Annotated in this window: 20 protein-coding genes and 1 tRNA gene; 5 read left to right on the forward strand and 16 right to left on the reverse strand. The window is 42.9% G+C overall.

The features are described from left to right. Positions 1-36 precede the first annotated feature (36 nt). The gene (locus CS921_RS02250) at positions 37-954 is read right to left on the reverse strand and encodes an alpha/beta hydrolase (RefSeq protein WP_099221407.1); all 918 of its coding nucleotides are present in this window, start codon (positions 952-954) and stop codon (positions 37-39) included. A 189-nt stretch (positions 955-1,143) separates the two neighbouring features. On the opposite strand from CS921_RS02250, the gene CS921_RS02255 reads away from it, so the two are divergent. Then, complete coding sequence (locus CS921_RS02255) at positions 1,144-1,608, forward strand: hypothetical protein (RefSeq protein WP_099221408.1); 465 nt, start codon at positions 1,144-1,146, stop codon at positions 1,606-1,608. 58 nt (positions 1,609-1,666) lie between these two features. Here CS921_RS02255 and CS921_RS02260 read toward each other — a convergent pair whose 3' ends face one another. After that, complete coding sequence (locus CS921_RS02260; RefSeq protein WP_099221409.1) at positions 1,667-2,140, reverse strand: NUDIX hydrolase; 474 nt, start codon at positions 2,138-2,140, stop codon at positions 1,667-1,669. A gap of 116 nt (positions 2,141-2,256) precedes the next feature. Between CS921_RS02260 and CS921_RS15490 the strand changes: the two genes are divergently transcribed. The 3 genes from CS921_RS15490 to CS921_RS02270 all read left to right on the forward strand — a co-directional run bounded on the left by CS921_RS15490 (position 2,257) and on the right by CS921_RS02270 (position 3,835). Continuing rightward, positions 2,257-2,397: a hypothetical protein gene (locus CS921_RS15490; RefSeq protein WP_162921663.1), complete on the forward strand. Its 141-nt coding sequence runs from the start codon at positions 2,257-2,259 to the stop codon at positions 2,395-2,397. Positions 2,398-2,708: 311 nt separating this feature from the next. After that, positions 2,709-3,557 carry a YitT family protein gene (locus tag CS921_RS02265; protein WP_099221410.1) on the forward strand — a complete coding sequence of 283 codons (849 nt, stop codon included), beginning with the start codon at positions 2,709-2,711 and terminating at the stop codon, positions 3,555-3,557. 77 nt (positions 3,558-3,634) lie between these two features. Further along, positions 3,635-3,835, forward strand: coding sequence for a hypothetical protein (locus CS921_RS02270; protein ID WP_099221411.1), 201 nt, complete (start codon positions 3,635-3,637; stop codon positions 3,833-3,835). A gap of 275 nt (positions 3,836-4,110) precedes the next feature. On the opposite strand, the gene CS921_RS02275 is transcribed toward CS921_RS02270, so the two are convergent. The 10 genes from CS921_RS02275 to racE form a co-directional block, all read right to left on the reverse strand. Beyond that, positions 4,111-4,941: a sialate O-acetylesterase gene (locus CS921_RS02275; RefSeq protein ID WP_099221412.1), complete on the reverse strand. Its 831-nt coding sequence runs from the start codon at positions 4,939-4,941 to the stop codon at positions 4,111-4,113. A gap of 233 nt (positions 4,942-5,174) precedes the next feature. Next, positions 5,175-5,654: an NUDIX hydrolase gene (locus tag CS921_RS02280; RefSeq protein ID WP_099221413.1), complete on the reverse strand. Its 480-nt coding sequence runs from the start codon at positions 5,652-5,654 to the stop codon at positions 5,175-5,177. 15 nt (positions 5,655-5,669) lie between these two features. After that, positions 5,670-5,903 carry a hypothetical protein gene (locus CS921_RS02285; protein ID WP_099221414.1) on the reverse strand — a complete coding sequence of 78 codons (234 nt, stop codon included), beginning with the start codon at positions 5,901-5,903 and terminating at the stop codon, positions 5,670-5,672. A 125-nt stretch (positions 5,904-6,028) separates the two neighbouring features. Further along, complete coding sequence (locus CS921_RS02290) at positions 6,029-7,312, reverse strand: Y-family DNA polymerase (protein WP_162921664.1); 1,284 nt, start codon at positions 7,310-7,312, stop codon at positions 6,029-6,031. A 177-nt stretch (positions 7,313-7,489) separates the two neighbouring features. Next, positions 7,490-8,320 carry a hypothetical protein gene (locus CS921_RS02295; protein ID WP_162921665.1) on the reverse strand — a complete coding sequence of 277 codons (831 nt, stop codon included), beginning with the start codon at positions 8,318-8,320 and terminating at the stop codon, positions 7,490-7,492. A gap of 633 nt (positions 8,321-8,953) precedes the next feature. Next, positions 8,954-9,027 (reverse strand) — tRNA-Arg (locus tag CS921_RS02300). A 92-nt stretch (positions 9,028-9,119) separates the two neighbouring features. Next, complete coding sequence (locus tag CS921_RS02305; RefSeq protein WP_099221417.1) at positions 9,120-9,641, reverse strand: metallophosphoesterase; 522 nt, start codon at positions 9,639-9,641, stop codon at positions 9,120-9,122. A 41-nt stretch (positions 9,642-9,682) separates the two neighbouring features. After that, entirely contained in the window at positions 9,683-10,294 is a 612-nt protein-coding gene (locus tag CS921_RS02310) for an XTP/dITP diphosphatase (RefSeq protein WP_099221418.1), read from the reverse strand. Between the two features lies 1 nt (position 10,295). After that, positions 10,296-11,045 carry a ribonuclease PH gene (gene rph, locus CS921_RS02315; protein ID WP_099221419.1) on the reverse strand — a complete coding sequence of 250 codons (750 nt, stop codon included), beginning with the start codon at positions 11,043-11,045 and terminating at the stop codon, positions 10,296-10,298. Then, positions 11,045-11,851: a glutamate racemase gene (racE, locus tag CS921_RS02320; RefSeq protein WP_099221420.1), complete on the reverse strand. Its 807-nt coding sequence runs from the start codon at positions 11,849-11,851 to the stop codon at positions 11,045-11,047. The genes rph and racE overlap by 1 nt, the downstream gene beginning before the upstream one ends. Before the next feature lie 183 nt (positions 11,852-12,034). Here racE and CS921_RS02325 point away from each other — a divergent pair, with 183 nt between their 5' ends. Continuing rightward, complete coding sequence (locus CS921_RS02325; protein WP_099221421.1) at positions 12,035-12,514, forward strand: YslB family protein; 480 nt, start codon at positions 12,035-12,037, stop codon at positions 12,512-12,514. A gap of 56 nt (positions 12,515-12,570) precedes the next feature. Here CS921_RS02325 and CS921_RS02330 read toward each other — a convergent pair whose 3' ends face one another. From CS921_RS02330 to CS921_RS02345, 4 genes are all read right to left on the reverse strand, one after another. Next, positions 12,571-13,785, reverse strand: a complete 1,215-nt coding sequence (locus tag CS921_RS02330; RefSeq protein ID WP_099221422.1) for an aspartate kinase — start codon at positions 13,783-13,785, stop codon at positions 12,571-12,573. Between the two features lie 2 nt (positions 13,786-13,787). Then, the gene (gene uvrC, locus CS921_RS02335; protein ID WP_099221423.1) at positions 13,788-15,602 is read right to left on the reverse strand and encodes an excinuclease ABC subunit UvrC; all 1,815 of its coding nucleotides are present in this window, start codon (positions 15,600-15,602) and stop codon (positions 13,788-13,790) included. 141 nt (positions 15,603-15,743) lie between these two features. Next, complete coding sequence (gene trxA, locus CS921_RS02340) at positions 15,744-16,058, reverse strand: thioredoxin (RefSeq protein ID WP_240422284.1); 315 nt, start codon at positions 16,056-16,058, stop codon at positions 15,744-15,746. A gap of 81 nt (positions 16,059-16,139) precedes the next feature. Then, positions 16,140-18,494, reverse strand: coding sequence for an endonuclease MutS2 (locus CS921_RS02345; protein ID WP_099221425.1), 2,355 nt, complete (start codon positions 18,492-18,494; stop codon positions 16,140-16,142). Positions 18,495-18,501 lie beyond the last annotated feature (7 nt).

Raw genomic sequence — 18,501 nt, forward strand, 5'->3', positions numbered from 1 at the left:
TCGTCTTTACGGCGCGTGGTGCTCCAGCGTTTTTTCTTATTTCGTTAGCTGTTGATCAAACCAGTTGATAATATCTTGAAAAACTTCTTGGCGGCAAGTTTCATTAATCAGCTCGTGGCGCCCGCCTTCATAAATTTTATACGTAACATCTTCCACTCCTGCTTCTGCAAGCCTTACTGCAAGTTTAGGCACGTCTTTACCAAAGTGCCCCACCGGATCATCACTGCCCGTAAGTAGTAAAATGGGTAAATCTGCTGGGATTTTTTTCATGTCTTTTTTATTTTGTGCATGTGAGATTGATTCAAATAAATTATCAAAAAATCCTGTAGTTCCAATGATGGGACCGCAAAACGGATCTTTTTCGTAACGCAGATAGGTTTCTGGATCTCTGGATAGCCAACTAAAACGATGCTGATCGGCAAACGAATGGTTGAACCCCCAAAATGCCAGTTTATTCAAATGTTTATTACGGTGGAAGGGATTTTTTCTGACACCTCTTCCGGAAAGTGACTGTCCCACAGCTAGAAGAAGCGCCGGCTGCAAACCGCTTCCAGCAAGAACAATGCCATCAAGCGGATATTTGGTCATGTAGTAACGCATCACAAAACTTCCCATACTGTGTGCAAAAATAAAATGTGGTAGATTAGGGTATTGTGCTTCAATGTAGTCCCATAATTCATGCTGATCTTCAACTAAATCGTGAAAACCTACTTCTGGCTCTAAATGGCCAAGCTCCTCCTCATTTCTGGCAGTTTGTCCAAAACCGCGATGATCGTCGGCTAAAACGACAAAACCTGCCTCATTCAAAGCTTCTGCAAAAGTTTGATATCTTGCTCCATGCTCGGCCATGCCGTGCACAATCTGAACAACTCCTTTTGGGGAAGCCACCTGATCCCAAATATGTACATGTAACGCCAATTCATCTCGCATTTGGATTTTCTTCTGCTTGTACATTCACCCATCCTCCTCTACTGCTTTTATTATACCAAGCGGAAAGTTTGGAATCACGCACTTACTATCGGGACTTTTGATTAGCCAGTTAAAAAAATACAGTCCTATTCTCATATTTTTTAGATCCTTTACGTTTTATATTGTTCAATATATCACAATATGTTAGAATAACCACATAAGGAGATGGTTGACATGAAGCAAAGTTTGGCTCATTTACAAATGTATGATTATTTACTTAAGAAATATCGAAACAAAGATGTCTTTCCTGACACAAAAATGGTCGTTGAAATAGATGGCAAGCTGTGGACAGGCGACTTTCTTCATTTAGACGATTGTCATATTATCGAAATCGACTGGGATGATACAAGCTACACACGCGTTGAACGAACCAAGGATGCCATTAATCCAGAATTTGATCAAAAAGTGCAGGCCTCCAATGTCAATGTCAGTGAAAATCGAATCGACGCAAAAATTAATCGCTTAAAAAATATTGAAATTTTGTATCAAGAGATTCAGCAATTTGTTCATCAGATCGACAGTGAGGAAACTTCTTTAAAAGCCTGTCTTTATGACGCATATTGTTTGGATACTCGTGTTAAATTGCCGTTCCTTGATCTTCAAGGAAAATCATTACGACTCGTTTCTTTGACCGTTTAAGTTATTTTCGCCGATGCTCTCTTCCGAGCGCATCGGCTTTTTTGTACTATAAAAAGCTCTATTCTACTTGTTCGAGCGCTTTAAAAGATGGTTGCTCAGCGCATTGAAGAAGCTCGATTAATTTCTCTTTTAAAATAGCGGGCTCCACTTTGAGTGTTTGCAGGGTTGCATAATCAATCCACTCAAAGTGAAGCGCATGTATATCTTGTTCTTCTTGTGGGTAGTGCTCGATCGTTGTAAAATTCGGCTTTGCATAGAGGTCCTCTCCTTCCATTAAATCAACCTGATAGTAGAACTCAATCGCATCATAGATGGTTTCACCTATGCTAAAATAGTTTTCAATTAAGAATAAAAGATCTCCGATTTTGACGAGTTTCCCTAATTCCTCTTTCATTTCACGTAAAAGAGCTTCCCGTGTGGTTTCTCTTTCAACGCCACCGCCAGGCACTGTGTAGTAGTCATTCTCTTCCGAACGATGAAGAAGAATTTTTCCTTGATATTTAATAATTGCACAAGCTCTTGTATGTTTCATTTTGTTCCTCCTTCAATTTGTGATTTTTTCAGTTTTACCAAGTGGTCTTCCCGCCATTTTACTCATAATTATGTTACACTAGATATATATACGAGGACTTTCAAGGAGGAGATTGCATGTTTCGAGTGCTATTAATTTTAACAGCGATTGTTTTCCCTGCTTTTTTAATCGCCATCATTGTTTATCAGGTTTATAAAAAGAAAACAACTACCTATATGCCATTAAAAAATGAATTTTCCTATTGGATGAAATCATAAACAGAAAGGAGGCAGTCTACATGAAAAAAGCGGAGAGCGAAAAACCACTCGTGATAAAAATCGTTATTGCTGTTTTATTAGGATTATTTTTACTTAATTTAATGCCGTTTCTAGCGATCTTTTCGTGATTTTTTTAACTGATGCATTGCCTTTTTTCTTTTTATATGTTATATTTTCGATAATTCGTATTAATTTTTTATGGTGAGACAGTTGAAGAAAAGAACTTCAATGCTTTTTTATAAAAAAGACTCCAACTTCCTTTTTGGTTGTTGGAATTTTTTTGTCTCAAAATAGGTGAAAGGAGTTTTTGCATGACAAATAAAGAATGGGGATTTAATTTTCTCAAAATTGTTGGAGGAGCATTGATATTCTCGCTTGCAGTGAATGTTTTTGCGATTCCGAATGATCTTGGCGAAGGTGGTGTGACGGGCCTTACCATGCTGCTCTATTATTTATTTGCCTGGTCCCCAGCGCTGACTACACTGTTATTTAATGGTGTGCTGCTGATTATCGGCTATAAATTTTTAGATCGGCTGACGATTATTCTGACCATCGTTGCTGTAAGCTTCACGTCTATCTTCCTCCAGTTGACAAAATCGCTAGCTTTTCATACGGATCAAACCATTATTGCTGCTATCTCTGCTGGCGCTCTTATGGGACTCGGCATGGGACTGATTATGCAAGGCGGCGGCACGACTGCTGGAAGTGCCATTTTAGCTAAAATCGCCAACAAGTATCTGGGATGGAATACAAGCTACGCCCTTCTCTTCTTTGATCTTATCGTGGTGATTCCTTCCGTCGTTGTAATCGGCTTCCAGAATATGCTTTTTACGATTGTATCACTTTATATTTCTACCAAAGTACTTGATTTTATTTTGGAAGGTTATAATCCGAAAAAGTCTGTTACAATCATCTCTGAAAAATATGAAGAAATCGCGCGTGACATTGATCTTTACTTGAGCAGAGGGATTACGCTTCTTCATGGACAAGGTTATTATTTGAAGCAAGACAAGAAAATCCTTTATATCGTCGTTAGCAAACAGCAGCTTCTAACGCTTACTCGGATTGTCAATCAGCACGATAAAAAGGCCTTTTTTATTATCAATGATGTTCAAAGTGTGGTTGGAGAAGGCTTTACAAAACAAATCAGTAGTGAGTAAGACTGCTACTATTCCTTGTTGCTCAAAAGTATGCTACAATTAATCAAGAAATCATGGTAGTATGTGAGGCGTAGCAAATGAAACGACAAAAACCTTCTAATTTACTTCTGCTGTTTGTTGGCTTCTTTTTCCTTATGCTAGCGCTCATCAATATGGGCATCTCCTATTTTTGGGACTTTAGTGATAGTGAAAATCAAGTGGTCGGTATTCTCCTATTGATATTCAGCATTAGTATTTTTACAGCTCGCCACTTTTTTGTAAAAAAGGGAAGTAAATAAACCAATGGATCAAGTAGCAGGTTGCGGATACACTGCTTCGGTTTCCCTTAGTTAAAGAAATACGCCGCTTTATTAGTCTACTTTTCTAATAAAGCGGTGTATTTTTTCGTATCCTTTCTTTTGTCCTCATTCATAGTCACTTTATGAATGGGGATTTTTTCTGCCATTACATCATAATGGTGCTGGTAGTTCACGTGGTACGGACTGTTTTTTATTGATCTGACTCTAAAAAAACCCGTATGCTTTCCACTTGGTTAAGCCCCTTATAAACTTACCTAGTTGAAAAATTCCATTACTTCTTCTAAAGATATTTTCCCTAACGTAAATTGCTCTAATCTCATGTATCTTTTTTCTGCAATGGTATGCTCTTTTTCAAAACATGCCTGTACAGCCTCTGTCTCATTTTCTAATGGCTTGTTCACATTGGCTTTTGTCTGATAGGCCTCAAAATATCTTATTCCGAATCTTCTTTGAGACTCCGCATTGATATGAATGCCGTCTGGATTTGAATACAATTCTTCTCCGGTTACAAAATAACAATTATCATTATCTTCTGCATATCTAAGCAATTCCTGATTGACTAGCTCATGCTCTACACAGCTCAACCCAAAGGCAGCTTTTCCTAAATAATCCCCCAAACCGCCAACAATAAACGGGACTTCAAAAACGCCTAATTCTTTTCTGAATGAATTGACGATTGTATGAAGTTTTTGATAATAATTTTTATATAGTCCGCTATGGCTATCACTTTCTCCTTGATGCCATAAGATTGCGATCAATTCACTATTTTCCATTGCAAATTTCGCCTCACTAACTGCATGACGAAATAAAGCTCCATCAACTTGCCACTCATCAATAGAACTACCGCCTTCTGCACAAGGAATCAATCCAATTGGCTCATTCTTATTTGTCTGGCACCAGGCTTGTGCAAATGATGCTGCTGGACCAACACCAGCAACTGCTCTATCAAAGTGAATCGGTTCGGCCATCATCTGCCATCTGCCATTTCTTAGCATAAAAATATTTTCGTTATAGACGGGGGTAACTTCATGCAAAAAACCACGTCCTGCCATGTTTGATTGTCCTATAAGTAAAACTGATTTCATTGTTAGTCTCCTCAAATGCTAATTTATTCTTTTTTATAGCTCATTATATCACAAGTAGGATACGTCGGCTTTTCTCCACCGCGTTTAAACTAGTGGATTATTGCATCATATAGAAGAATGCATGCTTTTTCAAATGGCCTCTTCTTATATTTTGCGTGTAAAGGTTATTTCTTCCTATCTTTTTGTTTTAGGGAAACTTCTGAATAGCTCACTGCCGATAAAATATGACAGATTCATCCGTGTTTATTTTTTGATTCGATTTTGACTAGTTTCTGCTGTTCATAGTAGCACCTCACATAGATGGGTTCTGCTGATTTTAAAATATGCGTGACTAAGTAGGGGAGATTATCCACGACCCCTGTGTTTGACTGATCCAAAATCCATTTTAATGATTTAAAATCAAGAATCCCTTCTCTTGTTGCAAGCGGAAGACTGTATGTTGGTTTTTGGTGTAATTCCGCTAAAAAAAGATGCAATATGCCTGACTGTTGATTTTCTTCTATCCATTCCATTTTTCCAGACGGGCAAATATCATACGCCGAATCCCGAATTCCTGTTTCTTCCTCGATCTCTCTTATCGCGCACGAAAGAGGGGTCTCCTCATTTTCAAGCTTCCCACCAACACCGTTCCAGTTGCCCATCCACGGTGCTTTATTGCGATTCAATAATAAAATTTCCTGCTGATGTTTAAGAAAACATAATGTGTATTGCATGTTGCCACTCCTTCATCATTGAATAAATAGTACGTATGTCCAGTATAGGCACTCTACAATCGACATGCCTATCGTCAGGAAGCTCATCCATTTTGTCGTACGGACATAGAGACGCAGCTGCTTTGTATGAATGTCCTTGACTGTATACAGCGCCATGATAGCTAATATAAAATGGAATAGCGGGATAAATACGGAAATAAAAGCCATTCCAAGGCCAGCAGTCGCACGTTTTCGTTCACTTTCGCGCATGATGATCCTTCCTTTTCGTCGTATTCTCCCTTTTTCCCCTCACATGACCTGTGAACGGTTCTTTATTATAAACGCTTCACAAGACTCCCTCTTATTGTAACGAAAGACAGAATCGGATTCAATCTTCACCCTCTGTGACCAGCAACAATTTGAGCACGCTGAATGGCTGTCGCTGCTTCTGTATAGCTGACTGCTCGCATAATGGAACTCTTTCCAAAGCGATGGCGAATCTCGTCTACTGTCTGATCCAATCTTTGATGATTTAAAAGCTTGTGCCCGTTTTCAAAAAGGTTCATTTGCATAAATGTATCGGGACGGATTCCACCGATTGAAACGTTCACACTTCGAATGGCCTCCCCTTGATAGTAGCGATCAAATAAAAGCGAAAAGGCGTAAATCAGCTTGCTGGTTACATTGGTGGGCTCGCTGATTTTCATTCTTCTGGAAAAGCCGGTGGAAACTACATGTCGGCTGTTGCCTAATGAAAGATGGATGATATCTCCAATTGCCCGCTGTTCACGCAAACGACCAGCAACATCTTCCACCATTTCCAAAATAATCACCCGTACCTCTTCCTTTTCATGATAGTCTCGAAAAAGAATCTGATTCTTACTGTAGGATTTTTCAAGTGGTGGCGCCGTCTCGCCAATGCGCGTATAATCAATGCCGTTCGCATGGTAGTAGAGCTGCTCACCAAGTATGCCAAATTCTTTTTTTAAAATATCTATATCTGCATGTGCCAGACTTTTAATCGAATAGTAGCCATGCTTCTCAAGTCGTAAAGCTGTACGCCTGCCGATTCCCCAAAAGTCGGTCAGCCGCTGGATTTGCCAGACTGTTTGCGGGACATGCTCGTAATCCCAATACGCAATACCAGTTGGGCTCCTTTTAGCGGCATTATCCATGGCTAATTTGGCCAACAGTGGATTGTCACCAATCCCTATCGAGCAGTGCAACTGGTAGCGTTTCAGGATTGTCCCCTTGATTGTTTGGGCGATTTCGATTGCGTCCCCCATCAAGGCGATACTTCCTGTGATGTCTAAAAAGGATTCGTCGATGGAATAAGGCTGAATGTAACGCGCTTCGGTGTACTGCTCAAATAATTCATTGATCCTTTTATTCATGCTTAAATATAATGACATATGCGGCTCGACAATTTTGACGCTGCCATCACGAGGCACATCAAATAAACGATTGGCTGTTGAGATCCCATATGCTTCTTTAACAGCTGGACTGGCGGCAAGAATAACCCCTCCCGGCCTGTTCAAATCACTTACTACAACGAGTTTAGTGGTTAATGGGTCAAGGCCACGGAGGGCACACTCCACAGAAGCGAAAAAACTCTTGATGTCCACAGCGAGAACTGCTCGTTTTGGTAATTGCGCTAAATCAAACTTTAGCAACGGCATCATAATCGCCTCCTCTTACCCATTATACGAACATAAGTTCTCTTTTTCAAGTGTTTATTTTTGTTTCTTTTTTTGAAGAAAAGCGAGCTGCTCGTTTATATGGCTAAAAGGTATGAAAAAGCCCCTGAAAGAAGGAGAAATTCTCGTCCAGAGACTAAAAAATTAAATTTCATGTTTTCAATTATTTTCAAGAAAGCAAACCAGCTCCGCCTCATTCAGCAGGAAAGTTGTTGGCTCTCTTACATCACTTGTTTGAGCAGCTAGAAAAGGCCCGATTCTTTTAAAAGCGTGAATTTGCGAAAAAAACAACTTTTCTTGTTCGTCATAGATTGGAGGGTAGCCTTTAAAGCACAACTCTCCCTTTACTTCCATTGCCAAAGGATCCAATAAAAAGTAACATTCGCCCATGTTTTGTATAATCGCTAAATCCTTCTTCAAATAAATGACTTCATAATCTGGAATGCAGGCATCGTCTTTATTTTCCTGAAACGACTGCTTGGCGATCAGCTCAAGCTCCGGATATGAAAATGCCGCAAAGGTTCGCTCATCATTTTCAAGTGTCAATAGGTTTTGTCCATCTGGTGTAATGGCTGGCATGATATACGACTGGTTGGGGAATGCTTCTTTTGTATGAATAGTCCCGCATTCAAAACATAGCTCCAGTACACAAATCCCATCCTGTCCCGCGCCAAGCTCCAGCATCATGGCTTCTGAATGTTGAATGTCCATCAGGCTGAGATAACTATCGTAGAGAACATCTTCTATTTCTATGCAGGCGGAAATTTCACCATCCACACTATCAATCACAGCAATCCGCAACCATTCTTTCGATAATTTTGCCACGCCCCAAATGTGCTGACCGTCCTTTGAATAAAAAATCGTCTCAAAGTTTTCCTCCGTTTTCCAAATAAACGATCCTTGTAAATCGCAAACAGCTAGACCGCCTGCGCTTAATAATGTGGCTACCTGATTTTTATTTGGGTGAAAAGAAATTGCCCTGCTATCCAAACGAGATTCTAAATGAAGGACGCCCGTTTTATGCAATTCTAGTGCAGGACCGATCTGTTAAAGTTCCCGTACTTTGTTATATAGAAAGGTTTTACTGGTGGAATTGTTTCTAGAGATATACTGATAGTCGACCAGATATGCTTTTTGAATGTTTAATTGGATCATGTTTGAACAGCTCCTATGGGTAATTCATTAGTATTTTGTCCATCCAGAATGTTTAACTCAGCACCTCTACTTCACTGGATGGATTGATACTTTATTTTCATCCTTTCAAAAAAGGCTCTTCCTCCTCTATTTACCGCTCGACAATTCCATGTGCAAATACTAGATTAAAGGTAGAAGGTGGTGGCCGTATGCTAATGAAAAGGAAGTTCATTTTTGGAATTTGTTATCTGCTAGTTGTGCTTATTTTAAATTTTATTTTTGATCTAGGCGCTTTCATCAATATGCTATTCTTCATTTTCTTTATATGTATCATTTTTCTTTTTGCCTTAAGAAAGACGATCACCAAATAAATACATGGCTGAAATTTATAGTCTATTCTGAAGCAAGTGTGTAATTTTCTTTCTGATTTTTTGATACAAAAAAATACCAAGGCTATTAAAATCCTTGGTATCTCTTGGTTTTCACTAACGTCCTGAGAGGGATTCGAACCCCCGACCGACGGCTTAGAAGGCCGTTGCTCTATCCAGCTGAGCTATCAGGACAGGTAGGCTTGTTTTTCACAGCCAAGTACCATTTTATGTTTATTTACGCGTTTTGTCAATGCTTTTCTGAAAACAATTGGCAATTTTATCCATCAGGCTTTTATAAGCGGGAAGGTTTGGGTTAAATCTGTCAATTCCTCGTCGTTGTCATCCATAAAGCGCACACGAACGCCCTCCTGAACGGTTTCGATCAACGCATATGTTTTGATGCGGATTCGGCCGCGAGGAAGTGAGATGCTGCCTGGATTCAAAATGACTGTATCGTCAATCATATCAGCGCCCAATTCGTGGGAGTGCCCGAAAAAGGCAAAATCAGCGCCCAATTCCCGCGCCCGGTAACGCAAATTCATCAGCGTCATCTTGATGTTGTATAAATGACCATGGGTGACAAAAATCCGATACCCTGCTACATCTAAGACTAAATCATTCGGAAAGTCAGAGCCAAAGTCGCAGTTTCCTCTAACAGTCTGGAAACCTACCATTGCCGGATCATCTTTTTCAAGCTCAGAATCGCCGCAGTGGATCATCGCATCTACTTTTCCTTCATATTTTTCCTTTAAATGAAGCAAACAGTCACTTTCATGATGGCTGTCGCTAACTACTAATAATTTCATTGATAAGTCGTCCTCCCCATGTGCTACTGAGATATATTCTCTCACTTTTCCCCAATTTTTGCCAGTAGTTTTTCGATATTTTTTGCTAACTCTTTTAGTGCATTCGCCCGGTGGCTGATTTTATTCTTTTCTTCTGGTGAAAGATTCGCCATCGTTGTGCCGTATTCTGGCAAATAAAAGAGCGGGTCATAACCAAAACCGTTACTGCCGGACGGGGCTGCTGCAATCACGCCCTTCACTTCCCCTGTATAAAAATCGGTTTGCCCGGTTGGACTGCTGACAGCAAGCGTACAGTGGAACTTCGCCGTGCGTTCCTTTTCTGCAACATTTTGCAGGTCATTTAAGAGCTTTTCATTATTTTTAGCATCATTATGCGCCTCACCTGCATAACGGGCTGAATAGATGCCTGGTGCGCCATCAAGTGCATCCACCATCAAGCCGGAATCATCTGCAATGACGACTTCCCCGATTTGTTTGGCAACAGTTTCTGCTTTTAAAGCAGCGTTTTCGGCAAAAGTCGTGCCGGTTTCTTCAATTTCGCCAATTTCAGGAAAATCAGCTAGCGTTTTGATGGCCACGCCATATGGTGCCAGCATTTCTTCAAATTCTTTTGCTTTGCCGGGATTGGCTGTTGCAATGACTAATTGTTTCATTTTATTTCGCCCCTTTGATTGCTTCAGTGATTGCTTCACCGATTATTTCTTCTTGTATGGCAGTCAGCTGACGGATGCCGATTCGACCAAGGCGCAGCAGTTCTGTCAATTCATCATCGGAAAAAGTCGCCTCTTCCCCGGTTCCTTGTAGCTCGACAAATTGGCCGCTGCCAGTCATGATAATATTCATATCGACATTTGCAGCACTGTCTTCTACATAGTTTAAATCCAAGACTGCCTGTCCGTCTTCTAAAAGGCCAACACTTGTGGCTGCTAAAAAGTCACGGATTGGGAATTTTTTGAAAGGATCTTTTTCGTGGAGTTTCCAAATGGCCAGTGCCATCGCGACAAATGCCCCTGTAATCGAAGCCGTACGCGTTCCGCCATCTGCTTGGATCACGTCACAGTCAAGCCAAATAGTCCGCTCGCCAAGCGCATCTAAATCAACGACCGCACGCAGGGCACGACCAATCAGACGCTGTATTTCCATTGTCCGGCCGGTTACTTTTCCTTTTGAAGATTCTCGGATGTTCCGGCTTTCAGTCGCACGCGGCAGCATGGCATACTCTGCTGAAATCCAGCCTTTTCCTTGTCCACGCATAAATGGCGGGACTTTTTCCTCTACGGTGGCAGCACAGATGACTTTGGTATTTCCAGTTGCAATCAGGACTGAGCCTTCGGGATGCAGTAAATAGTCTTTATCGATTGTAATCTCACGGAGCTGTTCTTCTTTTCGTCCATCAAATCTCATTATTTTCCCTCTCCTAATTCAATATGTTCGATTTCCATTTCTGGCATCGACAGCCAGTCTGCAGCAATACTACGGAAAATCGGTACGGAACCAGTTGTGAAAAAGCGGTGCTGAACGGACTCTTCTGTAGCATCTAGCAGATTATGATAATCAAGCAGCGCACTGACCTCACTGGCCGTTTCCTCACCGGAATTAATAACGGCCACGCCTTCGCCCATAAAGTTTTCAATTAGTGGTTTTAAAAGCGGATAGTGGGTGCAGCCGAGGATTAACGTGTCGATCTTCGTACTTTTAAGCGGCAGCAGTGATTCTGCGACTACTTTTTTGGCAATTGCACTTTTATATTCGCCGGACTCTACGATTGAAACAAATTTGGGGCAGGCTAAGGAATCCACTTCCACATGTCGATTGAGTGTTTTTAGCGCGGCGGGATACGCCATACTTTGCACCGTACCGATCGTACCGAGAATACCAATTTTATTGTTACGGGATGCTTTCAGTGCGGCACGAGAACCTGGCTGAATAACCCCAATAACCGGAATATCCAGTTTCGCACGAATGTCTTTTAGCGCGGCGGCTGTTGCTGTATTGCAGGCAATAACCAGCATTTTAATATTACGTTCCACAAGAAAATTGGTCATTTCCCAAGTAAATTTATGCACTTCTTCTCTATCACGCGGACCATAGGGGCAGCGTGCAGTATCTCCTAAATAATAAATCTGTTCGTGAGGCAGTTGCTTGAGTACTTCCTTAACGACGGTCAAACCACCCACGCCAGAATCAATAAATCCGATTGCTCGTTTCACGTTCTCGCCTCATTTTCTTAAGATAAGCCTTTTTAAACTATACGTTTCCATTTTCTTATTTTTTGCGGGATTTAGCAAGTATTTTTTGTCATTTCCCGTTTTCCTCTAAAATCAAGGAAGATTCTGCTTTTATTTTACAGGGAAAACTGGTTATAATAGAGAAAGGAAAGTGGGGTTACATAGATGACTGAACCAAACCAAGAACAAGAAGAAACAAAGCCTGTAGTGGAGGCAAATTCGGCTTCTTTTAGTAGTTTCGGCTACGGACTTTTACGTGATTATCTGCTGCCGGAAATACTCGGCGATGAGACACCACATATTTTATACTGGGCGGGCAAAGATTTGGCCAGAAAATTCCCGCTTGATACCTATCAAGCCATCGAACAATTCTTTATCCAAGCTTCCTTTGGCGAACTTTCGACGGTGAAAGAAAAGAAAGATGAGCTGAGACTGCTTCTTTCGGGTGAAGAAGTTGCACGTCGTTTTGATGCTCAAGAAACACCTAGTTTCAAGCTTGAAGCGGGCTTTTTGGCGGAGCAGCTGCAAAATCAGCGCCGACTTTATACGGAAGCCTATGATGAGATTAATCAACGTAAAAAAGAAGCCACTTTGATTATCAAATGGGATCGAAAAGAATCGATCGACAATGAGGATAGTTACTAAAAAACAGCGTCTCTTGCGAAAACCAGACTAACTGGGAGTCCGCAAGAGACGCTGTTTTATTTTTCTAATTCAAAGGTATCATGCAGGATTTGTGCCGCCTCGACCATTTTGCGGTCAGGTACAACGGTCGACACTTTAATTTCCGACGTGCTGATCATCTTGATTGGAATATTCTGCTCGGTCAGTGCTTCAAACATGCGTGCGGCAACACCCGGGTTGGAAACCATTCCTGAACCGACAATCGACACTTTCGCAAGTTGCTGTTCAGATTCCAGCTTACTAAAGCCGGTTTCTTCTTTGCTTGCTTCAAGAACAGCCAATGTTTCAAGCAGGTCGCCCGTTTTAATGGTGAATGACAGATTGCCGTGGCCTAGTCCTGTGATGCCTTGAATGATAATATCGACATCAATATTTTTTTCAGCAAGTGCTGTGAAAACTTTGGCCATGCGCATATCTTCTTTTTTCTCCCAATGAATTGTTACGCGGGTCATTTGATCTTCAAAAGCGATTCCTCGCACTACTTTTGTATTCTCCACCGTCATTTCCTCCTCAATCATGGTTCCAATTTCCGTGCCGTGGCTTTCGCGGACTTCCAGCGGGATGCGGAAGTTTTTCGCATATTCAACGGAGCGCGGATGAAGAACACCTGCGCCTAAATGAGCCAGCTCCAGCATTTCATCATAGGTGAGCTGGGTCAACTTGACGGCTTGCGGTACATAACGCGGGTCTGTTGTATAAACGCCGTCAACATCGGTGCAGATGGAACACTTGGTGGCATTCAGTGCCGCTGCAAGGGCTACGGCTGTTGTATCACTTCCGCCACGTCCAAGTGTTGTAATCTCGCCTTCCCCTGTGATTCCCTGAAAGCCTGCCACAATGACAATTTCGTCTTTTTCAAGATGATTTTTGATTCGGTCCGTGTCAATGTCCATAATGCGCGCATTGCTGTGCACCGCTTCTGTCTCAATGCCCGCCTGCCAACCGGTGAATGATGTGGCTGGTACGCCTTGTGCTTTCAGTGCCATGGCTAGAAGAGAAATCGTCACTTGCTCGCCGGTCGACAGCAGCATGTCCATTTCGCGCTTATCAGGCTGGTCTGTGATTTCGCTGGCCATTTGGACGAGTTTATCCGTTGATTTGCCCATTGCTGAGACAACAACAATGACATGATTGCCGGCCGCCTGCTCGCGAATCGCCTGTTCGGCCGTTTTTTGGATTTTTTGGATGGTACTGACGGAGGTGCCGCCAAATTTAAGAACAACTAGCCCCATTTTTATTCCTTGCCTCCCTGTTCCTTGTCTTTCTTTTCTATTTCCTGCACTTTTTGGTAAACTGCTTCGGCCACATTTTGCGGGATGCCGCTATTTTTCAGCTCATCGATACTTGCGGCCTTGATTTTTTTCATCGAGCCAAAATGCTGCAGAATTTTTTTCTTGCGGCCTGGCCCAACGCCGGGAATATCATCCAGAATCGACTGGAAGCCGGTCTTGCTGCGCAGCTGACGGTGAAAAGTGATGGCAAAACGGTGAACCTCATCTTGAATCCGCTGCAGCAGGTAAAATTCCTGGCTATTCCGTTCGAGTGGAACAATTTCGAGCGGGTCCCCGAATAGAAGCTGACTGGTTCGGTGTTTATCGTCCTTGGCGAGTCCTGCTACGGGGATATCAAGACCTAGCTCATTGATCAGCACGTCTTTGGCACTGTCGATCTGGCCTTTCCCACCGTCAATCAAAATCAGATCCGGCAGTGGCAGATTCTCTTTTAGGACACGCCAGTAGCGGCGGCGTACAACCTCGCGCATGGTGGCATAATCATCTGGTCCATCAACGGTTTTGATTTTATATTTGCGATAATCGTTTTTGCTCGGCTTGCCGTCTAAAAAGGTGACCATGGCCGATACGGGATCCGTGCCGTAAATGTTCGAGTTATCAAATGCTTCAATGCGCGTCGGTGTCGGGATGCCCATTTGTTCGCCCAATTTTTCAACGGCTCCGACTGTTCGTTCTTCGTTTCGCTCGAGCAGCATGAATTTTTCATTCAGGGCGATCTTGGCGTTTTTATAGGCCAGCTTGACGAGGTCCTTTTTATTGCCGCGCTTTGGCACGATGATCTTGGTTTCGGGAAGCAGCGCAGAAATCGCCTCCTCGTCAACATCATCTGGCAGAAAAATCTCTTTTGGCGCGATATGGTTTGCTTTTTGGTAAAATTGGCCGATAAAAGTCAAAAAGTCTTCTTCGGCATCATTATAAAATGGAAATTGCGAGACGTCCCGCTCGATGAGTTTGCCTTGACGGATAAAGAAAACCTGGACGCACATCCAGCCTTTGTCGATGGCGTAACCAAAAACGTCGCGGTCGATAAAATCATTCATGGACATCTTTTGTTTTTCCATGGTGGTTTCGATGGCTGTAATTTGGTCGCGAAATTCGGCTGCTTTTTCAAATTCCATCGCTTCGGCTGCTTGCGCCATTTTTTTCGTCAGGTCCTGTTTGACATTTTTATAACCGCCATTCAGGAATTGTACGATTTCATCTGACATTTTACGGTAAACTTCTTGGTCTACTTCAAAAACACAGGGTGCCAAGCATTGCCCGAGATGATAATACAGACAGACCTTGTTGGGTAAAGTGGTACATTTTCGCAGTGGATAAAGGCGGTCCAAGATTTTCTTGACTTCATTCGCCGCGTAGACATTCGGATATGGGCCGAAGTACTTGCCTTTATCTTTTTTGACCTGCCGAGTAATGATCAGGCGCGGGTGACGCTCATTCGTGATTTTGATGAACGGATAGGTTTTGTCGTCTTTCAGGCGAATGTTAAAGCGCGGATCGTGTTTTTTGATGAGATTGATTTCAAGCAGGAGTGCTTCGACATCAGAGGAAGTCACGATATATTCAAAATCGACAATTTCCTGCACAAGGCGCGCTGTTTTAGTATCGTGACTGCCGGTAAAATAAGACCGGACGCGATTTTTAAGTACTTTTGCCTTGCCGACATAGATGATTGTCCCTTGTTTATCTTTCATCAGGTAACAACCCGGTTGATCTGGCAGTAAGGCTAATTTATTTTGAAGATGGCTGGACACCACTTAATCATCAACTCCATTAATCGGAAACTTATGTTCGTTTTTTTATTGAAAGAAAAGACACGTTCTTTGCAGGCCGTGCCGGTAAAAAAAGAACATCACTTCTCAAGCGATGTCCTCATTTTATCATATTTTATACAGGGTTTACATATATTTGTCGATGATTTCATCCAATTCTTCTTTTGGACGGTAGCCAATCACCGTGTCGACTACTTCCCCATCTTTTTTGATTAAAAGTGTCGGGATGCTCATAACGCCGAACTGGCTAGGCACTTGTTGATTTTCATCCACGTCCATTTTGACGATTTTTAATTTATCTCCACGTTCTGCATCAATTTCTTCGAGAACAGGCGCAACCATCCGGCACGGTCCGCACCACGTTGCCCAGAAATCAGTCAAAACGAGTCCTTGATTCGTTTCTTGTTCGAATGTAGCATCGGTAATTTCTTGGATTGCCACTTTCATCAACTCCTTCTTCATGTTACTTTCAGTATAGCACCGCGAACAAAACGGGGCTATTCTTTTGCTCATAGCCGCACTTTACTTGAGTTCTGCGATGGTGATGCCATTGCCGCCTTCTGCTGCTGAGCCAAATCGGTAGCTTTTTACGAGTCGATGGTTTTTCAGATATTCGGTGACGCCTGTCCGAAGCGCCCCAGTTCCTTTGCCGTGAATGATCGCGACTTGCGGATATCCGGCGAGCAAAGCTTCATCGAGATATTTGTCCAATTCGACAAGGGCATCTTCATATCTCACACCGCGCAGATCCAGTTCGGCTTTGACTGGTTCCGTATTGCCGCGAACATTGGTAATAATGCGCTGTTTCTTCGGTTTTTCCGGCTCGATATATGCCAGATCATTCTCTTTGATTTTCATTTTGATAATGCCAATCTGCACATTCCACTCTTTAGCGTTCACACGGTCAAGCAGGTCCCCTTTTTGGCCTAGTGACAGCACGCGAACATGGTCGCCCGGTTCAAAGTTGTGTACTTTTTGTTTGGGTGCCTCGACTTTTTTGCTGAGCGTTTTGGGTTTGGCACGTCCCAGCCGAGTTTTGGCATCGATTAGTTCATGTTCCTTGATTCCGGCTGCACCGTGAAGCTGCATCATTCGGAGTTCATGGATGATCTCTTCGGCTTCTTGTTCCGCTTGCTCGACAATGCCGGCTGCTTTCTGATTGGCTTTTTCAATGAGCTGCTCTTTTTGATGATAGTATTGAATGATTTCTTTTTGTAAATCTTTTAATAATTTTTCTGCTTCACGCGTCGTTTCGGCGGCATCCTGATAAGCTTGTTCTGCCAGATTGCGCTTTTCTTCGAGGCTGGAAATCATGTCGTTCAAATCGGCACTTTCTGTATCTACGAGCGAACGGGCGGAGGCGATAACGGTTTCCTCCAATCCTAGCCGTTTGGAAATCTCAAATGCATTACTGCGACCTGGAATACCGATCAATAGCTTATAGGTGGGGCTCAGCGTTTCTACGTTAAATTCAACGGAGGCATTTGTTACACCGGCACGATTATAGCCGTATGCTTTTAGTTCAGGATAGTGCGTGGTGGCCACTACGGAGGCGTCTTTTGCCAGTGCCGCATCTAATATCGCAATCGCCAGTGCTGCGCCTTCCTGTGGATCTGTTCCGGCTCCCAACTCATCAAATAAAATCAGCGAGCGATTGTTCATTTTCTTCATGATGGCTACGATATTTGTCATGTGAGAAGAGAATGTACTTAGGCTTTGTTCAATCGATTGTTCGTCGCCAATATCGGCAAAAACTTCCTCGAATACGGCCACTTCTGAATCTTCGGCAGCAGGGATTTGCAGGCCGGCTTGAGCCATCAGCGTCAAGAGTCCTAGTGTTTTTAGCGTGATCGTTTTCCCGCCTGTGTTGGGGCCGGTAATGACGATCGCTTGGTAGCCATCGCCGAGTAGGATATCATTTTTGACGACTTTCTGCGCATCTAAAAGCGGATGTCTGGCACCAAAAAGCTTGACCACTCCGGCTTGATTCAAATGCGGTGTGACGGCTTTCATTTGTTGGCCAAATCGCGCTTTTGCCAAAATAAAATCAAAGCGGCCCAAGCAGTAAGTATTATGATGGATTTCCTGGGTGATTTCGGCCAGTTCAGCTGAAAGTTCGGCCAGAATCCGCTCGATTTCCTGGTTTTCTTTTGCTTGGAGTTCACGGCGCTCATTGTTGAGATCCACGACACTTTGCGGCTCAATAAAGAGGGTTTGGCCGGAAGCTGACTGGTCATGAACGATCCCACCATAATGGCCTTTGTACTCCTGCTTGACCGGCAGCACATAACGGTCATTTCGAATCGTGATAACCGTGTCGCTCAGCATGGTGGCGGCATTTCTGTCGCGGAGCAGGCTTTCTAATTTTTCCCGGACGCGCCCTTCCGTTCGACTCAAGGTTTGGCGGATGCCGCGTAATGTGTCGCTGGCTGTATCCAGAACGTAGCCTGCTTCATCCACGGAAAGCGCAATTCGGTCCTCCATGTCGCGCATTACGAGAAGTTCACTGCTTAGTGCATATAGTAGCGGCAACTCTACGCCCTGATCTTCCAAATCTGCCAGAAAATTCTTCATGGCACGGCTGACGCGCAGATTGCTGCCGATTTGGTGGATTTCGAGTCCGTTCAGATTGCCACCAATTTCAAGTCGTTTCAGGTGCGGGGCAACATCGTACAGTCCGGTGATTGGGGCACTGCCGCGCAGACGGATGACTTTGGCACCTTCTTCGGTCTCACGCTGATTTTTTTGAACGAGCGTAAAATCAGCACTTGGGCGAAGCTGCTGAATGGTTTCTCTCCCAAGTACAGATGTGGCAAATTCTTTTAATTGTTGCTTGATTTTATCAAATTCGAGTAGTTGCTCGACGCGTTTTTCCATTTTACAT

This window comes from Listeria costaricensis (assembly GCF_900183385.1).
Taxonomy (GTDB): domain Bacteria; phylum Bacillota; class Bacilli; order Lactobacillales; family Listeriaceae; genus Listeria; species Listeria costaricensis.